Annotated in this window: 10 protein-coding genes; 4 read left to right on the plus strand and 6 right to left on the minus strand. The window is 60.5% G+C overall.

Features of this window, described 5'->3' with window-relative positions:
- Positions 1-4 precede the first annotated feature (4 nt).
- The gene (gene phnN, locus ACSQ3J_RS13025) at positions 5-562 is read left to right on the plus strand and encodes a phosphonate metabolism protein/1,5-bisphosphokinase (PRPP-forming) PhnN (protein ID WP_244489873.1); all 558 of its coding nucleotides are present in this window, start codon (positions 5-7) and stop codon (positions 560-562) included.
- A gap of 2 nt (positions 563-564) precedes the next feature.
- Here phnN and ACSQ3J_RS13030 read toward each other — a convergent pair whose 3' ends face one another.
- From ACSQ3J_RS13030 to hglS, 6 genes are all read right to left on the minus strand, one after another.
- Positions 565-1,554, minus strand: a complete 990-nt coding sequence (locus tag ACSQ3J_RS13030) for a lysophospholipid acyltransferase family protein (RefSeq protein WP_060502621.1) — start codon at positions 1,552-1,554, stop codon at positions 565-567.
- Positions 1,555-1,560: 6 nt separating this feature from the next.
- Positions 1,561-2,979, minus strand: a complete 1,419-nt coding sequence (locus ACSQ3J_RS13035; protein ID WP_060502622.1) for a cytochrome P450 — start codon at positions 2,977-2,979, stop codon at positions 1,561-1,563.
- A gap of 171 nt (positions 2,980-3,150) precedes the next feature.
- Positions 3,151-4,383 carry a pyridoxal phosphate-dependent aminotransferase gene (locus ACSQ3J_RS13040; protein WP_060502623.1) on the minus strand — a complete coding sequence of 411 codons (1,233 nt, stop codon included), beginning with the start codon at positions 4,381-4,383 and terminating at the stop codon, positions 3,151-3,153.
- A 9-nt stretch (positions 4,384-4,392) separates the two neighbouring features.
- Positions 4,393-5,925, minus strand: coding sequence for an L-piperidine-6-carboxylate dehydrogenase (gene amaB / locus ACSQ3J_RS13045; protein WP_060502624.1), 1,533 nt, complete (start codon positions 5,923-5,925; stop codon positions 4,393-4,395).
- Between the two features lie 30 nt (positions 5,926-5,955).
- A complete protein-coding gene (locus ACSQ3J_RS13050) occupies positions 5,956-7,377 on the minus strand; it encodes an FAD-binding oxidoreductase (RefSeq protein ID WP_060502625.1) in 1,422 nt (473 codons plus the stop codon).
- 9 nt (positions 7,378-7,386) lie between these two features.
- Positions 7,387-8,787: a 2-oxoadipate dioxygenase/decarboxylase HglS gene (gene hglS, locus ACSQ3J_RS13055; RefSeq protein WP_082511988.1), complete on the minus strand. Its 1,401-nt coding sequence runs from the start codon at positions 8,785-8,787 to the stop codon at positions 7,387-7,389.
- A 115-nt stretch (positions 8,788-8,902) separates the two neighbouring features.
- Here hglS and ACSQ3J_RS13060 point away from each other — a divergent pair, with 115 nt between their 5' ends.
- The 3 genes from ACSQ3J_RS13060 to ACSQ3J_RS13070 all read left to right on the plus strand — a co-directional run bounded on the left by ACSQ3J_RS13060 (position 8,903) and on the right by ACSQ3J_RS13070 (position 18,762).
- Positions 8,903-9,796, plus strand: coding sequence for a LysR family transcriptional regulator (locus tag ACSQ3J_RS13060; protein WP_060502626.1), 894 nt, complete (start codon positions 8,903-8,905; stop codon positions 9,794-9,796).
- A 46-nt stretch (positions 9,797-9,842) separates the two neighbouring features.
- A complete protein-coding gene (locus ACSQ3J_RS13065; RefSeq protein ID WP_060502627.1) occupies positions 9,843-10,178 on the plus strand; it encodes a hypothetical protein in 336 nt (111 codons plus the stop codon).
- A gap of 94 nt (positions 10,179-10,272) precedes the next feature.
- Positions 10,273-18,762: a GH36-type glycosyl hydrolase domain-containing protein gene (locus ACSQ3J_RS13070; protein WP_244489872.1), complete on the plus strand. Its 8,490-nt coding sequence runs from the start codon at positions 10,273-10,275 to the stop codon at positions 18,760-18,762.
- Positions 18,763-18,892: the final 130 nt, after the last annotated feature.

Genomic DNA, 18,892 nt, shown 5'->3' on the forward strand with positions numbered 1-18,892 from the left:
ACAGATGGGCGCGATCGTCGTTGTGGTCGGCCCCAGCGGCGCCGGCAAGGACAGCGTCATCGGCTTCGTGGCGCAGCACTTTGCCGATCGCAACGATATCGATTTTGTCCGCCGGGTGATCACCCGGCCGTCGGACGCTGGTGGCGAGGATCACGAGAGCATTTCGGGAGATGTTTTCGATAGCCGGCTTGCGGCAGGTGATTTCGCGGTGGCTTGGCAGGCGCATGGGTTGAAATACGGAGTTCCCAAGGACGCGCTTGAAAAGGTGCGGGCAGGCAGGATCTTGATCGCCAATGGCAGCCGGGCAGTGCTCGGCCAGTTCCGGCAGGCCTTTCCAAGGGTAGCCATTGTCAACATCACCGCCTCGCCGCAGGTGCTGGCAAGCCGGCTTGTGGCACGTGGCCGCGAAAGCGAGCAGGATATTCTCAACCGGCTGAAGCGGCAGGTGCCGGATATTCTCGACGAACCGGATGTGACGACGATCGACAATAGTGGCCCGCTTGAGGTTGCAGGTTCGCGATTTGCAATGCTTGTCACCCAGTTACATGGTTCCGCCAATTGATGTCAGAGGGCATTGTCGAGGAAATACCATTGGTCTAGATGGGCACGGACGACCGGCTCAATGACCGAATTGATGAGTAAAACGTCGTCCATCAGACGCTCGCCGGGTCTGTTTTCCGGCGGCAGGTTGATCGATTCCAGCGCAAAAGCGTCAAACGAAGAGCCGTCGCGCCGGATTGCATAACATGGGCAGATCGTCGCCCCGGTCAGACGGGCGAGCCTTGCGACAACAGCAAGATTGCCTTCGAGATGGGGTGGGCGACCGAAGAATGGGCCGCGGATTTTTCCCGCGAAGCCCTCGTCACAGAAGACCGAGATCGCGCCACCGTCTTTCAAGATGTTCAGCGCCGGGCGTATGCCATCCTTGCCGGGCGGCAGCAATCCGTACCCGAGTTTCAACCGTACGCGCCGGGCGATCCATGCGCGTGCCCTGCCGGCGGGCGGTGTGTAGTTGGCAGAGGGGGAAAAACCGAGCTCAACCAGTTTGGGTGCGAATATCTCCCAGTTTCCAAGATGCATGCAGATTAAGATCACTGGCCCCTTTGCAGAGGCGTCGGTAAAATGATGCAGATCGTGCCAGGTTGTCCGGCGCGCAAGGCGCGCGATGATCGAAAACTCCGTCATGATGCGGCCCTGGTTTTGCCAGTTCCGCTTGAGAATCCGTTCGCGCTCTTCTTCCGTGGCGTGCGGGAGAAGGCGCAGCAGGTTCTTCTGCGCTTTCTTGACGGATGATGGGTGCCAACGGGGGATGACAAAAGTTCCAAGCCGGGCACCGGCCGCCGAGCAGATGCTTGCCGGAACTGCTTTCAATCCGAAGTGTACGGCCAGGTCGAGAAGATTCTTGAGATTGCCGGTCACGTGATAACGAAACGCCGCCTTGCGCCGGTCGCCATCTTTGAACAGATCCATCAGCGGTGGGGCGGCAGGAGCGCGATAAATCCAGGCGGACCTTTTCGCCGCGGCGCTTTTGGCGTCGTTATCTGGTCTTTCCATCTGAAGCTAAACCCTTTCGCGCCGGTGCAGTGTCACCGGCAGGCCGCCGCGCGGCCGCAAGGTCAGGCGGCATTGGGGCTCGACCTTCACGTTCTCGGCCACGCGCACCCTGAAGCGCTGCGCAAGGATAGCCAGGCAAAGGATCGCTTCCTGAAGACCGAATTGCAGGCCGGGGCAGACGCGCGGGCCGCTGGCGAAGGGGATGTAGCTGTAGGGTATGGCCTTGCTGCCATTCATGAAGCGCTCGGGCTTGAAGAGATGAGCGTCCTTGAAGAAGGCTTCCGTCCGGTGTAGCAGCCAGGGAACGATCAGAATGAGTGATGCCGGCTTGACGTCGATATCGCCGATCCGGTCGGCCTCTTTCGCCTGGCGCGCAAGTATCGGCACCGGCGGGTACAGCCGCAGGGTCTCCTCAATAATCGCCCGGCACCAATCGAGTTGCGGAATGTCGTCAAGCGTCGGCACACGGTTGCCGCAAACGCGGGCGATTTCCTCGTGCAGTGATTTTTCGACCCATTGTGCCCGCGACAGCAGGTACCAGGCCCAGGTCAACGTCGCCGCTGTTGTCTCGTGACCCGCCATGAAGATGGTGGCCGCCTCGTTTCGCAATGCCACCACGTCGAGTTTCAGTTCCGGATTGCGTTTCTGCCGCCGTACCAGCAGCTCCACCATCGAATTGTCGTCGCCGCGCCCGGCCAGATGATCCTCGACCACTTTGTCGATGATCCCGTGAATGCGTGAAACGGACCGGCGCAGTTTGGGTGTCCGCAGTACCGGCAGCCCTTCGTCGAAGCCGAGGAAGTAGCCGATATTGACGGAATCGATCAGCGACTGATAGCTCTCGAAACCTTCGCTGACGGCCTTGGCACCATCTTCGCCGAGATCATTGCCAAACACGGCCCGGGAGATGATTTCCGCGGTCAGTCCGGCCATTTCGAACAGCGCATTGACCGGGGCGCCGTCGGGAAGCGATTCCCAGCGGTGCACCAGTTCGCTTGTGGTGTTCTGCATGATCTTGCCGAAAGCCGGCACGCGGTTCTTGTGGACGATATCGGCGACCAGCGGGCGCCGCTGCTTCCAGGTCTCGCCATCAGAGATGAACAGCCCATCACCCAAAAGGAATTCCAGCGCGCGCCGCATTTGCGGCGTCTTGCGCTCGAAATTCTCGTGCCGTTTGGCGACGACATAGCGGATCGCGTCCGGAGAATTGACCACGACGACCTGACGTCCGAAGATTTTCGACGCGGTCACGCAATCCGCATAATCGCCCTTGCGCCAGACCGAGAGAAAGTCATGGCGCGCCTTGAGGATGAGATTGAGCGGTCGGCCAGGCTTGCCCCTGTAATAGTCGGCATGCGCAGGTTCGAACGAATTCTTCCGGAGGTTTTCAATGATATCCGTCGATTGCCGTAAACTGGAGAACATGCTCCGGCTGCCCCTGTCTGTGTCCGGTGACGGCACTGTGAGTTTTGATGGTTGCAATTACCGGATAGCAGCAATTTCCAACGGCGCAAAATTCTTTCGACAGAGAAAACCCTGCCGTCGGAAACGGCAGGGTTGTTCGTCCTTGTAACTGTAGATGCAGGCAAGACGGTTTTAACGCAAGGCTATGCAGGCCTTGGTAATCCGCTCCAGCGCTTCGCGCAGTTCCGCCTCCGAAGTCGCGTAGGAGATACGGAAGAACGGCGACAGGCCGAAGGCCGAGCCGGGCACCACGGCGACATGAGCGTCATCGAGCAGGTAGGCGCAGAAGTCTGCGTCCGTCTCGATAGGCTTCCCGCCGGGAGTGGTCTTGCCGAGCATGCCGGCGCATCCCGAGAAGGTGTAAAACGCGCCCTCGGGCGTGCGGCAATCAAGGCCCTCGATGGCGTTGAGCGCCGTAACGACCAGATCGCGGCGGCGCTGGAAGCTTTCGGTTCGCTCTTTCAGAAAATCCTGCGGTCCGTTCAGCGCGGCAACCGAAGCGGCCTGGCTGATTGAGGACGGGCAGGAGGTCGCCTGGCTCTGCACCACGGCCATCGCCTTGATCAGGTCGCTTGGGCCACCGGCATAACCGATGCGCCAGCCGGTCATGGCATAGGCCTTGGAGACACCATTGACGGTCAGCGTCCGGTTCTTCAGCGCCGGTTCGATTGCTGCAGGGGTGACAAACTTGAAGCCGTCATAGACGATATGCTCGTACATATCGTCGACCAGAAGCCAGACATGCGGATGCTTCAACAGCACGTCAAGCAGCGGGCGGTAATCTTCCGCGCTATAGGCGGCGCCCGATGGGTTGGATGGCGAATTCAGCATTACCCAGCGCGTCTTCGGCGTGATCGCCGCTTCAAGCTGTTCCGCCTTCAGCCGGAAACCGGCTTCCGCGTCGCAGGCGATCAGCACAGGCTTGCCCTCGGCGATTTCGACGATATCGGAATAGGACGTCCAATAGGGCGTCGGGATGATCACTTCGTCGCCGGGGTTCAGCGTCGCCATCATGGCATTGAAGAGGATCTGCTTCGCGCCGGTGGCTACCGTGATTTCATCAAGTGCGTAAGAGACTCCATTCTCCCGGGAGAATTTATCACGGATCGCCTGCTTCAGCTCAGGCGTGCCGTCGAGCGCGGTGTATTTGGTCTTGCCGCCCTGGATGGCGTCGCAAGCCGCCCGCTTGACGTGATCTGGCGTATCGAAGTCCGGTTCGCCGGCGCCCAGAATGATCACCGGCTTGCCGTCGCGCTTCATGGCCTGCGCCCGTGCACCAATCTTCAGGATCTGCGACACACCGATCGTGGAAATCCGCGAGGCGGGCGCAAAGCCCGCCTCCTCAACCTTGGCGTTGATGGTCATGACCGATCCTTATTCGATGTCAAAGGAGACGCCCTGTGCCAGCGGCAGGGCCTTCGAATAGTTGATCGTGTTGGTGGCGCGGCGCATGTAGGCGCGCCATGCGTCCGAGCCGGATTCGCGGCCGCCGCCGGTTTCCTTTTCGCCGCCGAATGCGCCGCCGATTTCAGCACCGGATGTACCGATGTTGACGTTGGCGATGCCGCAGTCGGAACCGTCAGGCGACAGGAAGCGCTCGGCTTCCTGCAGGTCGAGCGTGAAGATCGACGAGGAGAGACCGGCGCCAACCGCATTGTGATCGGCAACCGCGGCATCGAAGTCGTTATACTTCATGACGTAGAGGATCGGTGCGAAGGTTTCTTCGGTGACCGGACCGTCCTGTTTCGGCATTTCGACCAGAGCCGGCTTTACATAGTAGCTGTTGGCATGGCCGAGATCGACGCGTTCGCCGCCCGTGACCGAGCCGCCATGAGCCTTGGCTTCGGACAGCGCCTTCTGCATGTTGTCGAAAGCCGGCTTGTCGACCAGCGGGCCGACGAGGGCCGAGGATTCCAGCGGATTGCCGACCGACACGCTCGAATAGGCCTTCTTCAGGCGCGGAACGAGCTGGTCGTAGACGCTCTCGTGGACGAACAGGCGGCGTAGCGTCGTGCAGCGCTGACCGGCCGTGCCCATCGCACCAAACGCGATGGCGCGCAGAGCCATGTCGAGATCGGCCGACGGGCAGACGATGCCGCCATTGTTGCCGCCGAGTTCGAGAATGGCGCGGGCAAAGCGCTTGGCCAGACGCGGACCGACATCACGGCCCATGCGGGTGGAACCGGTGGCCGAAACCAGCGGTACCTTCGGATGATCTACCAGCACTTCCCCGATGGCGCGGTCGCCGATCAGAACCTGCGTCAGGCCTTCCGGCGCATCGCCGAAGCGGGCAATGGCGCGATCAAGGATAGCCTGCGATGCAAGTGCGGTAAGCGGGGTCTTTTCCGACGGCTTCCAGACGACGGCATTGCCGCAGACGATGGCAAGTGCGGCGTTCCAGGCCCAGACGGCAACCGGGAAGTTGAAGGCGGAGATAACGCCGATGACGCCGAGCGGATGCCAGGTTTCCATCATGCGGTGGCCGGGACGTTCGGTGGCGATGGTCAGACCGTAGAGCTGGCGGGAGAGACCGACGGCGAAATCGCAGATGTCGATCATTTCCTGGACTTCGCCAAGGCCTTCCGAGGTGATCTTGCCGGCTTCGATCGAGACCAGACGGCCGAGATCAGCCTTATGGGCGCGCAGTTCTTCGCCGAGCAGGCGGATCAGTTCACCCCGCTTCGGCGCCGGTACCAGCCGCCAGGCGCGAAATGCCGCGTCGGCCTTTTCGATCTTGGCAGCGGCTTCAGCAGCCGAAACCGTCTTCAGGTTGGCGATCTTCTCGCCGGTGACCGGCGAGAAGGAGGCCATGTCCCCGCCTGTGTAGAGTTCTTTGGAGACGCCGAGCTTCTCCAGAAGGGCGGCCGTTTCCTGAACGACATTTACCGATTTCGTTGCAATGTTCATGAGCAAACTCCCGTTTTCTTGGTCGAAGGACTATCCGAAGCACACCGCACCGAGATCTCCCGGCGAGGTGATGGCCTTGAGGCCCTGGGCCATGTCCTTGATTTTCTGTTGCGTATAAAGGTCGTAATAGGCTTGGTTTTTGCGTCCGATGGCATGTTCGGCACTGAAGCTGCCGTTGAAATCCGTGACGGCGATGGCAAGCACCCAATCGCGCAGCCGCCGCTCGAAATCTGCGTCCGATGCCGAGGCGCTGTCCTTCGGCACCACGAGATTGAAATGCACACCGCCATCACCGATATGGCCGAAATCGCAGATCGTCACCTCCGGAAAGGCTTGCGGCATATCGGCCTTCATGCGGTCGCAGAACGCCATGATATCACCTCTGCGGAAGGAAAGATCGAAGGCGATCAATTTTCCGGAATGCTTGACGCCCTCCGACAGGGCGTGGCGCAAGGACCACATTTCATGAGCTGGACCAACAAAGGCATCGGCAAGCGGCGCTTCCTCCGTTTCCCAGATTTCTGCCAGCACCGCTTCGAGCACCGCATCAAGCGACTGCTCGCCTTCGCGTGGTTCCCAGGTGCGGGAAATTTCGGCGAGGATGACATAGTCAGGCACATTGCCGCCCTGAAAGGGGTTCTTCAGCGATGGCACGTGATCCAGCGCCGCCGTGACGGAGTTTTTCGAAATGCCCTCGAAAGCCGAGAGATACGAGCCGAGCCGGTCTTCCATGGCGCGCAGCAGCGGCATGACATGGGCGCCGCTGGTTGGAACCAGATAGGCTGTCGCCACTTGCTTCGGCAGCGGTTCAAGATTGACGACGCATTCGGTGATGATACCGAAAGCGCCGGATGTGCCGATGAAAACCTGCTTCCAGTCGACGCCGGTATTGTTCTTGCGCAACTCCGACGTCAGATCAAGGACGGTGCCCTCTTCGTCGGCCAGGACCACCTTGATGCCCAAGGTGTTACGGCGCACGTCGCCATATTTCAGGAAGCGCGAGCCACCGGTATTGGTGGCCAGCATGCCGCCCAGCCGCGGATCGGCGCCGAGATCGATCGGGAAGAACAGCCCGTGTTTTTCGAGCCTCTGGTTGACGTCGGAAAGCCGGAACCCGGCATCGGCACGCAGTGAACGGTTGTCGAGATCAAGATCGAAGCGCTGGGTCATCCGGTCGAGGCTGAGCACAGCCTGAGTGCCTGTCTCATCCGGCGTCGAGCCGGAGACAAGGCCAGTATTGCCGGATTGCGGAATGAGAACGATGCCGTTCCTGACGCAATAGGAAACGGCCGCCGAAACCTCTTCGGCGGTTTGCGGACGCAGCACGAGTGCGGCGTGGCCCTGGTCGTAGCGCGCGCCGGTCTGGTAAGCCGCCACATCACTGCCTCCGGTGACAATGCCCTTGTCACCGAGGAGTGCGGTCAGTGCTGCGACGTGGTTCTGGTCGATCATGCTTCAGCTTTACTCCGCTGCCTGCGCAGACGAAAGCATCTGTCTGACATCGACAATCGAAGCCTGCTCGATACCGGCATAGTGATCGAACTCGTTCAGGACTTTCGCACCGAGATCCAGTTCGAAACGCTGCTGGTTGGGGCTTGCCACGAATTCCTGGGCAGCCTCGTCGCCGAGATTGGACTGGAAGATACCGGCGGCGCTGACGGGCAGGAAGTCTTCGTAGACGATCGGATCGAACTGAACGAGGCCATCGGCGATCAGGCTGTCGAGGCTTGCGGATGTATCGGCCTTTGCCTTGCGGCCCTTGGCCGTCAGCGAATAGGCAAAGTAACCGAGACCTTCAGCACGGATGCCGGCCCATGTATCGGGGAACGGAAGGAAGGCCTCTGACAGAGCCTTTTCATAGTCCGCAGCATTCGAGCCGTCAGCAGCCGGGCGGACGATCTTGCGGGACGCATTGAGCAGGTCGTCATACAGCGTCCGACCCTTAGGAGTCAGCGCAATACCGCGCTGTTCGATCTCACCGAAACGGGCGGTGTGCGAACCTTCATGCCAGCTGCCGTCCGCAGCCTGGAACGACACCGGTTCTTCCAGCGCCTTGAACGACGTCTGGCGCAACAGGATGGCGCATTTGCGGGTTGGCGGACCCTCGATCGTTGCTTTGGGCGCTATCTTGTAGTCGGGCATGCGCGCCTGAACAGCGTCGATATCCAGCGTGCGCGGCGTCAGATGGTTGATATGTGGGCCCTTGAACGAGACCACGTCGGCAATCAGCCGGTGGGCATCGTGCAGGCGATGATACATGTCCGGGCTGACATTGGCCCTATCGTGCCAGCGGAAGGTTTCCAGCGCTTCGGCAACGAAACGTTCGGCGTCGGTCTTGTCGAGGCCACCCTGCTTTTCCGCCTTTTCCGTCAGCGCGATGGCGCCGTCGGTGAATATCTGACGCTTTGACAGGATCTGTTCGGCCTCATTGCGCAGCGCTTCGTCGGTGATCAGGTCGAGGCGGAGCAGCGAGGTGAAGACGCGGAACGGGTTTTTCTTCAGGGCCGCATCGCCGACCGGGCGGAAAGCCGTCGAATGAACCGGAACGCCGGCGGTCGACAAATCGTAGTAACCGACCGGCATCATGCCCATGACGGCAAAGACGCGGCGCATCATCGACAGTTCGGCGGGCGTGCCGAGCCGGATCGCACCGTGGCGCTCCTCGGAGATGCGCTCCAGCGAGTCCGTATCCTCAAGGCGGGCCTGCAGATCCGGATCGGCGGCGAGCGTTTCTGCATTCACCCTGCCTACCAATTCCATCAATGTGCCATAGGCCGGCACCTCGGTGCGGTACATGGCCGACATCGCCGCGGAAAAGGCTGAGCGGATATGGTCGGTGGATACGAAACTATTCTCTTTCACGGCAACGCGCCTCGCAGTATGGAAGGGATAACGGTGATCATTCTCATTTCGTATCATATATGTGGCGAATGGGCATTGATTGCGACGGTTATGACTATGATCATGCGAGGCTGGAATGAAGTTGAGCAGAAGACTGGTCCCTGATGTTACCACGCTGCAGGCATTCGAGTGTGCCGCGCGTCACGGCAGCTTCACGCAGGCAGCCGCCGAGTTGAACCTGACCCAGAGCGCCGTCAGCCGCCAGATCAAGGATCTTGAAAGCCAGATCGGGGTGCTCCTGTTCGAGCGCATCCGCCAGCGGGTCATTCTGTCCGATGCCGGTCAGAAATTCCTGCCAGAGGTTCGCCGGCTGCTGACCCAGTCAGAGGAGTTGATGGTTCGGGCCATGGCGTCGGCTCGCTCGGAATCGACGCTCTCCGTCGCATCGCTGCCGACCTTCGGCAGCCGCTGGCTGACGCCGCGGCTTCCGGATTTTCTCAATCAGCATCCCGGCACGGTGATCAACATCGCCTCGCGGTCGCAACCGTTCGATTTCGAAGAGCAGAATTTCGATCTCGCCATACACTATGGCCAACCGGTCTGGGCGCATGCCACCTGCAGCTATCTCTGCAGCGAGATCATCGTACCAGTCGCTAGTCCTGCACTTCTGGCTCTCAATCCGATGAAGGAACCCGGCGAGCTGGAACACAAGCCGCTCTTGCATCTCGCCACGCGGCCGAAGATGTGGGCGCAGTGGTTTGAAAGCAATGGCGGCGAGATGAAGTCGGCCTATCGCGGCAACCGCTTCGACCAGTTTTCGATGGTCATCGAGGCCGCAATCGTCGGTCTCGGCTTTGCGCTGGTACCGCGCTACCTCATCGAGCAGGAACTTGCGGCCGATCGGCTGCGTGTCGTCTTCGACCGGCCGATGCACACGGAAAACAGCTATTATCTGGTGGTGCCGGAGGGCAAGCTGGAAAATCCGGTCAGCCAGGCATTTCGCGCCTGGATCGTCAAGCAGGTGGGGTGACCGCCGGGCGCCGGGGAAGGCGCTCTATTGTAACGCGGCCGGATGGATGGAACATTTCCCGTCCAGGCGCGTTCCGGTCTGGATGAACAGCCTCAAATATACAGTTGAAAACGATTTCCCGGACTTGGTTGAGACGAAAAAAGTGTATGCCGCGCTTTCTTTTGCGTGGCAGGCGCGAAATCACCCTGAACGCCGGCCGCGCTTCTTGCAACATATTGGCACTACGGCTAAAAAATGCCAATTTCTTGCATCACGCAGCCTTGATAGCGAAGTGACTGTCGTTTTCACACCTTCCCAAGCCCGTCCGGGCAATGCCAAACTTTTTGGTTTCCCGCTTGCGCGAGACCTGACGGCTTTCGGCAGAGCGCAAGCGGACAGCTAGGATCGTGGAAGCGCAGAGCCAAAAATCAGGGCAGCAGCCCATCCGGCACGACCACCGGACCCTTCAACACCGCCTGGATCCAGAACCCGTACCCATGCCTCTTCATAACACGCCGTCCACGCCGCAACGCGAAGCCGAGATCAAGCCGATCGACTATAACGATTCGATCCGCTCGACCTATTTCACCATCGATGAGCTTCGTGAATGCGGTGCAGCACTCGCCCGTGACGGTGTTTCGTCTCTTCCGGGGTTCTTTCCCTTCGAGTTCCGTCCGCGCCACCGCGAAAACGAAAACGAGATTTTCCGCGTCTACAAGGTGACGGCGACCGATGTCGAGGCCGGTGCTTCGATCACGCCTGCCGCCGAATGGCTGCTCGACAACCATTATCTCGTCGAAGAATCGATCCAGGAAGTGCGGCGCGATTTTCCGCGCAAGTTCTATCGCCAGCTGCCGACCTTGCCGGTTGCCGGCACAACAATCCCGCGCACCATGGCGCTCGCCTGGCTCTATGTGGCCCATACCCACAGCACGGTGTCGCGCGAAAGCCTGACGGCGATGGTTTCCGGCTTCCAGGAACACGAGACCTTCAAGATCGGCGAATTGTGGGCTCTGCCGTCCATCGTCCGGTTCGTGCTGATCGAAAATCTGCGGCGTATCGCCATCCGGGTCGACCGGTCGCGCAACATGCGCAACAAGGCAAACGACGTTGCCGACCAGATTGTCCGTCTCGGCACGCCGGAAAAATTCGAGTCCGTGCTGGCCGAGGCCGAGCCGCTCTGTGCCGACAACACATTTGTCGCGCAGCTGCTCTACCGCCTGCGGGACGGATCGCAGACATCGGGATTTGTTATTACCTGGCTGGAAAGACAGCTGGAAAAACGCGGTAGTGACGTCGAGGAAGCTCTGGTCGCCGAGCAAAACCGGCTGTCGTCGGGCAATGCGACGATGAGCAACATCATCCGCAGCCTGCGTGAAATCGACGATAACGACTGGGCCGTCTGGTTCGAAAGCGTCAGTAAGCTCGATGACGCATTGCGTGAAGGCTCGGATTATTCCGCCCTCGATTTCGGATCGCGCAACAAGTACCGCAACACCATCGAACGGCTAGCCCGCCGCTCCGGCAGTTCCGAACTTGAAGTTACGCAGATCGCGCTTGCCATGGTCAAGGCCGACGCCAGCACCATCGAGATGCCGCATGAGCCAAATGTCGGCGGCTTTCTCGTCGGCAAGCAGCGCCGTCTGCTGGAAGAAAAGATCGGCTACCGTCCGTCCGTCCTTCAGACCATCATCCGGCTTGGCCGGAAGCTGGACTGGTTTGCGATTGCCGGTCCAAACATTCTCCTGACCATCCTTGCGATGATTGCCGTCTACATTTTCGTCAGCCCGATGGAAATTCCGACGGGTGCCAAGTTGATCATGCTGCTGCTGTTTGCCCTGCCCGCTTCGGAAGGTGCAGCCGGCCTCTTCAACACGCTGGTGACGCTGTGCGTTACTCCATCAAGACTGGTCGGATACGAATTCCTTGACGGGATTCCGGAGGATGCGCGAACGCTCGTCGTCGTCCCCTGTCTGATTTCCAAGCGCGATCATGTCGATGAACTGGTGCGCAATCTCGAGGTTCACTATCTCGCCAATCCAAAGGGCGAAATCTATTTCGCGCTGGTCAGCGATTGGGTCGATAGTGCTGAAGAAGAAACGGCTGCCGATCTCGATGTGCTTGAATACGCAAAGGCCGAGATCGAAACGCTGAGCGCCCGCTATGCGCATGATGGCCGCACCCGTTTCTACCTGCTGCACCGCCGCCGCCTCTACAACGAAGCCGAAGGCGCCTGGATGGGCTGGGAACGCAAACGCGGCAAGCTGCACGAGTTGAACCTGCTCCTGCGCGGCGATAGCGACACCAGCTTCCTTGCCGGTGCCAACACCGTGCCGGAAAATGTACAATATGTCATGACGCTCGATTCCGACACGCGCCTGATGCGTGATGCGGTAACCAAGCTCGTCGGCAAGCTCTATCACCCGATCAACCGCCCGGTCGTCGACCCGGTCACGCAGAAGGTCACGGCTGGTTACGGCATCCTGCAGCCGCGTGTTACCCCGTCCTTGACCACCGGCAGCGATGCGTCGGCATTCCAGCGCATCTTCTCGGTCAACCGCGGTATCGACCCCTATGTCTTCACCGTGTCCGATGTTTATCAGGACATTGCGGGCGAAGGGACGTTTACCGGTAAGGGTCTCTATCACGTCGATGCCTTCGAGGCGGCCCTGAAAGGCAAGATCGAGGAAAACGCGGTTCTCAGTCACGATTTGCTCGAAGGCTCGCTGGCCCATTGCGCGCTGGTCAGCGATGTCGAGCTGGTCGAGGATTTCCCGATCCGCTACGAGGTCGAGATGTCGCGCCAGCATCGCTGGGCACGCGGCGACTGGCAGCTGCTGCCGTATATGTTCAACCTGTCCAACGGCGTCAGCATGCTCGGCCGCTGGAAGATGTACGATAACCTGCGCCGTTCGCTGATCCCCTGTGCCTGGCTGATCGCCTCGGTCATGGGCTGGTACTACATGGAGCCGACACAGGCGCTGGTCTGGCAGTTCGTGCTGATCTTCAGTCTCTTCGTCGCGCCCACCCTGTCGCTGATCTCAGGCATCATGCCGCGCCGCAACGATATCGTCGCGCGCGCCCATCTGCATGCCGTTCTCTCCGAAATACAGGCCGCCAATGCGCAGGTCGCCCTGCGCATCGTCTTCCTCGCCCATTCTGCCGCGATGATGATGGATGCGATCGTGCGGTCGCTCTACAGAACCTTCGTCAGTGGCAAGCTGATGCTGGAATGGCGCACGGCTGCGCAGGTGCAAAGCTCGGCTGGCGGCAGCATCCTTGATTATTACCGGTCGATGTGGATCGCCCCGGTCCTGTCGGTCATTTCGCTCCTGCTGGCAGCGATTTCCGATACCGGCCTTCCCTTCATCGGCATTCCATTTGCGCTGCTCTGGGCTCTGTCCCCGGCCGTTGCCTGGTTTGTCAGCCAATCGGCCGAAACGGAAGACCAGTTGGTTGTGCCGGACGAGGTCGTCGACGAGTTGCGCAAGATCGCGCGCCGCACCTGGCTCTATTTCGAGCAGTTCGTCACCGCCGAGCAGCATTTTCTGCCGCCGGACAATTTCCAGGAAATCCCGCATCCGATCCTCGCCGAGCGCACGTCGCCGACGAATATCGGCGTCTATCTTCTCTCCGTCATGTCTGCCCGCGATTTCGGCTGGATCGGTTTCGAGGAAACTATCCGCCGGCTGGAAGAAACGGTTTCCACCCTTGATCGCATGCCGAAATATCGCGGTCATCTCTACAATTGGTACAAGACCGACACACTGGAAACGATGGAGCCGAAATATGTCTCCGCCGTCGATAGCGGCAATCTCGCCGGCCATCTGATCGCCGTATCCTCGATGTGCCGTGATTGGGCGGAAGCGCCGTCCGCGCACGTTCAGGGCAATCTCGACGGTATCGGCGACGTTGCCTCAATCCTGTCGGAAGTGCTGGCCGATCTGCCGGATGACCGCAAGACCGTGCGGCCACTGCGCCGCTTGATGGAAGAGCGGATCACCGGCTTCCAGAACGCGCTCGCCGCCGTCAAGCGCGAGCACGAATTCGCCTCCATCCGGGTGATCAACCTCGCGGTCCTCGCGCGTGATATTCACAAGCTCACGGTTAATCTCGATCACGAGGTGAAGAGCGCTCAGAGCGGTGAAGTGACGAAATGGGCGACCATGCTCGTCAACACTTGCGAAGCCCATATCGCCGACGGTGTCTTTGATCTCGGTGCCATCGAAGCGCTGCGCCAGCGCCTGATCGTCATCCGCGACCGGGCTCGCGATATCGCCTTCTCGATGGATTTCAGCTTCCTGTTCCGTCCGGAACGGCGCCTGCTGTCGATCGGCTACCGCGTTAATTCCAATGACCTCGACGAAGCCTGCTACGACCTTCTTGCGTCGGAAGCGCGTTTGACCAGCCTGTTTGCCATTGCCAAGGGTGATTTGCCGACGGAGCACTGGTACAAGCTCGGTCGTCCGATCGTGCCGATCGGCGCGCGCGGCGCGCTGATTTCCTGGTCCGGCTCGATGTTCGAATATCTGATGCCGCCGCTGGTCATGCAGGAGCGCCAGGGTGGCATTCTCAACCAGACCAACAACCTGATCGTTCAGGAACAGATGAACCACGGCCGCCGTCTTGGCACGCCATGGGGCATTTCGGAAGCGGCCTTCAATGCCCGCGACCACGAACTGACCTATCAGTATACCAATTTCGGTGTACCGACGCTGGGCCTGAAGCGCGGTCTCGGCCAGAACGCCGTCATCGCTCCCTACGCTTCGATCCTCGCCAGCATGTACGATCCCAAGGCGGCCATTGCCAACCTGGAGCGCCTGCGCGCGCTCGGAGCGCTCGGCGTCTATGGTTTCCACGATGCTGTCGACTTCACGCCGACCCGCGTGCCGGAGGGCAAGACCTGCGCCGTCGTGCGCAACTACTATGCCCACCATCATGGCATGTCGATTGCAGCCGTCGCCAACGTCGTCTTCAACGGACGCTTGCGTGAGTGGTTCCACGCCGACCCGGTCATCGAAGCCGCCGAACTGCTGCTGCAGGAAAAGGCGCCGCGCGATATTCCGATCATCAACACCAAGAAAGAGCCGGAATCGCTCGGCAAGGGCCAGGAAGACCTGCTGCGCCCCGAAGTCCGCGTCATCACCAATCCGCTGGCCAAGGACCGCGAGACGGTCTTCCTGTCGAACGGCCACTATGCGGTGATGCTGACGGCGACCGGTTCGGGTTATTCCCGCTGGAACGGCCAGACCGTCGCGCGCTGGAAGGCCGATCCGACTGAAGATCGCTCCGGTACATTCATCTTCCTGCGCGATACGACGACCGGCGACTGGTGGTCGGCAACAGCCGAACCGCGCCGTGCGGAAGGTGAAACGACGACGACCCGCTTCGGCGACGACAAGGCAGAGTTCATCAAGAAGGTCGGCGATCTCACCAGCGAAGTCGAGTGCATCGTCGCCACCGAGCACGATGCCGAAGGCCGCCGGGTGATCCTGCTCAACACCGGTACCGAGGACCGCTTCATCGAAGTCACCTCCTATGCAGAACCGGTTCTGACCACGGATGATACCGACAGCGCCCATCCGCTGTTTGCCAAGATGTTCCTGAAGACGGAAGTCGATCCAAAGGGTGACGTCATCCGCGTCACGCGCAACAAGCGCAGTCCCGGCGAACCGGACATGCAGGTGGCGCACCTGATCGTCGATAATGCCGCCAGCACCCGCCATACCGAGGCAGAGACGGATCGCCGCCGCTTCATCGGAACAGGCCGTACGCTTGCCGAAGCGCAGGCCTTCGATACCGATGCCAAGCTCTCCGGTTCGGACGGTTATACGCTTGATCCGATCGTCTCGCTGCGCCGCGTCGTGCGCGTGCCGGCGGGCAAGAAGGTCAGTGTGATCTTCTGGACCATCGCTGCGCCAAACCGTCAGGATATCGACAAGGCCATCGATCGCTATCGTCATCCGGACAGCTTCAATCATGAGCTTATCCACGCCTGGACCCGTTCGCAGGTGCAGATGCGCCATGTCGGCGTGACCTCGCAGGAAGCCGCAAGCTTCCAGATGCTTGGCCGCTATCTTGTTTATCCCGACATGCAACTGCGCGCCGATACCGCCACTGTGCAGGCAGGCCTTGCGCCTCAATCTGCACTCTGGCCATTGTCCATCTCCGGCGATTTCCCGATCTTTGCCGTTCGCATCAACGACGACATCGATCTCGGCATCGCGCGGGAAGCCCTGAGGGCGCAGGAATATCTGCGCTCGCGCGGCGTCACCGCCGATCTGGTGATCATCAACGAGCGCGCCTCGTCCTATGCGCAGGACATGCAGCACACGCTGGATGCGATGGCTGAAAACCTGCGTCTGCGCGGTCTGGCAGATGGACCGCGTCAGCACATTTTCGCCGTTCGCCGCGATATCATGGAACCGGAGACGTGGACAGCGCTTCTGTCGGCGTCCCGTGCCGTGTTTCACGCGCGCAATGGCAAGATTTCCGACCAGATTTCGCGGGCAGAAAATCTCTTGGCAAAACCGTCGCCCAAGGAAGACATTCCTGCGGGGCCGTTGCTGGCAATCATCCCGGATGATAGCGGCGCCGAGAACGTCGAGATCAACGGCGACGGGTTGGACTTCTGGAATGGTTATGGCGGCTTTTCCCCAGATGGCCGCGAATACGTCACCCGCTTGCGCGGTGGCGAAGCAACGCCGCAGCCATGGATCAACGTGATTTCCAACGAGGCTTTCGGTTTCCACGTTGCTGCCGAAGGCGCTGCCTTCACCTGGGGCCGCAACTCCCGCGACTATCAGCTGACGCCCTGGACCAATGATCCGGTGATCAACCGTCCCGGCGAAGCAATCTTCATCCGCGACATGAATAGCGGTGCCGTCCTTTCGCCGTATGCTGCGCTTTCCCGCCGCAAGTCGGTCCAGTTCGAGACACGGCACGGGCTTGGCTACTCCGTGTTCAAGAGTGTCCAGGACGGACTGAAGATTGAGGTCGGTCAGGCGGTACATCGCACCGCTCCGGTCAAGTATCTGCGGCTGCTGTTGAACAACACCACCGGTGAAACCCGTAGCCTCAAGGTTTACGGTTATGCCGAATGGGTGCTCGGCAACAACCGGACAAAGACGGCGCCGTTCATCCTGTCGCATCTCGATGAGGCGAGTGGCGCTGTTCTGGCGACCAATCCCTACAGCATCGACTATTCCGGCCGCACGGCGTTCCTGGCGGCGAGCGACATGCCGTCCGGATTCACCTCCAGCCGCCGCGAGTTCCTTGGCCAAGGGGGTAGCATCTATGCCCCGAAGGCTGTGCGTGATGGTGGCTTGCTGTCGGGGGCGGTCGAAGCAGACGGCGATCCTTGCGCGGCAGTCGTTTTGGATGTGACGCTGGAGGCAGGTGCCAGCCGCGAACTGACGTTCTACATCGGCGATTCCGACAATGCAGGGCAGGCGCTCGAGCATCTGGCGGAAGCCCGCAAGAGCACGTTCGAAGCGGTTCTCGAAGCCTCCAACAGCTATTGGCAGGATTTCACCGGCGTCTTGCAGATCGAAACGCCCGACAAGGCGTTCAACAACATGGTCAATGCCTGGCTTCCCTACCAGAGCCTCGGTTGCCGTATTCTCGCACGCTCGGCCTTTTATCAAGCCAGCGGCGCCTTCGGCTTCCGTGACCAGCTGCAGGATACGCTCGCCTTCATCGTGCACCGGCCGGAGCTCGCTCGGGCGCAGATTCTCAACGCTGCCGCACGGCAGTTTGTCGAGGGCGACGTGCTACACTGGTGGTTGCCCAATACCGGCGCTGGCGTGCGCACGCTGATCTCCGACGATGTCGTCTGGCTTGGCCACGCCGTGCAGCATTATTGCTCGGTCACGGGAACCAAGGACATTCTCGACGAGCAGATTGCCTTCATCGAAGGCGCTGCTCTGGAGCCGGGCCAGCACGACAGCTTCTATCAGCCGACCGTGTCGGAGCGGCGTGCCAGCCTTTACGAGCATTGCGCCATCGCGCTTGATCTCGCCATTGCCCGCAAGGGAGAGAACGGCCTGCCGCTGATTCTCGGCGGCGACTGGAATGACGGCATGAACCGCGTCGGCATCGAAGGGCGCGGCACCAGCGTCTGGCTTGGCTGGTTCCTCGCGGCAACGCTGCGGTCGTTCCTCGTCATTGCTCGCGAGCGGGGCGATACCAAGCGGGTTTCCGCCTGGGAAGCCCATCTTGAAAGCCTCAAGAAGGCCCTGGAAACGGCCGGTTGGGATGGCAGCCACTATCGCCGCGGCTACTATGACGACGGCACTCCGCTGGGGTCTGCCGAAAGCAGCGAATGCCGGATCGATTCGATTGCCCAGTCCTGGAGCGTGCTCTCCGGGGAGGGCGATGCGGCCCGCTCGGCCGAGGCGATGGATGCGGTACTGGCTGAACTGGCCGACGGCGATCACCAGATCATCCGGCTGTTCACCCCGCCACTTTCCGGAACCGCGCAGGACCCAGGCTATATCAAAGCCTATCCGCCGGGTGTCCGCGAAAACGGCGGACAATACACCCATGCTGCGACCTGGGTGGTTCTGGCGCTGGCGGCGCAGAACCGCACCGAAGACGCCTGGCGCGCCTTCAAGATGCTGAACCCGGTCAATCACGCCAAGGACCGCGAAAGCGCCGATCACTACCGGGTTGAACCTTATGTGGTCGCCGCCGACATCTATGGCGACGGTACGTTGACGGGACGCGGCGGCTGGACCTGGTACACGGGCTCTGCTGCCTGGCTCTACCGTGCCGCAGTCGAAGGTATTCTCGGCATCCGCCGGCAGGGAGATAAGCTGATTGTCCAGCCGGTTCTGCCGAAGGACTGGAATGGCTTCTCGGCAACGCTGACCATCGACGGCAAGGCGCATGTTATTTCCGTGACGAAAAATACGGAAAACGGCGAGCCGATCGTTAGTGTCAATAATACTGTCACAAAAAACGCGCATGAAGGCGTTTTGTTGTAACCGCCGGCGCTAGATCTGGATTGAAACCGGCTTTGCACCAGAAGGCGCAAGGCCGGTTTCGTTTTGATCGCCTGCATCAATATCGCGTCAATGGGGGCAGGGGGCACTGAACTCGGACGAGACCATTCTG

Origin of the sequence: Rhizobium sp. LjRoot98 (assembly GCF_964252935.1) — a bacterium.
Taxonomy (GTDB): Bacteria; Pseudomonadota; Alphaproteobacteria; order Rhizobiales; family Rhizobiaceae; genus Pararhizobium.

Coding starts and splice junctions, on each gene's coding strand:
- phnN (WP_244489873.1), top strand. CDS start 5: ATGGGCGCGATCGTCGTTGTGGTCGGCCCCAGCGGCGCCGGCAAGGAC.
- ACSQ3J_RS13030 (WP_060502621.1), bottom strand. CDS start 1,554: ATGGAAAGACCAGATAACGACGCCAAAAGCGCCGCGGCGAAAAGGTCC.
- ACSQ3J_RS13035 (WP_060502622.1), bottom strand. CDS start 2,979: ATGTTCTCCAGTTTACGGCAATCGACGGATATCATTGAAAACCTCCGG.
- ACSQ3J_RS13040 (WP_060502623.1), bottom strand. CDS start 4,383: ATGACCATCAACGCCAAGGTTGAGGAGGCGGGCTTTGCGCCCGCCTCG.
- amaB (WP_060502624.1), bottom strand. CDS start 5,925: ATGAACATTGCAACGAAATCGGTAAATGTCGTTCAGGAAACGGCCGCC.
- ACSQ3J_RS13050 (WP_060502625.1), bottom strand. CDS start 7,377: ATGATCGACCAGAACCACGTCGCAGCACTGACCGCACTCCTCGGTGAC.
- ACSQ3J_RS13060 (WP_060502626.1), top strand. CDS start 8,903: ATGAAGTTGAGCAGAAGACTGGTCCCTGATGTTACCACGCTGCAGGCA.
- ACSQ3J_RS13065 (WP_060502627.1), top strand. CDS start 9,843: ATGGAACATTTCCCGTCCAGGCGCGTTCCGGTCTGGATGAACAGCCTC.
- ACSQ3J_RS13070 (WP_244489872.1), top strand. CDS start 10,273: ATGCCTCTTCATAACACGCCGTCCACGCCGCAACGCGAAGCCGAGATC.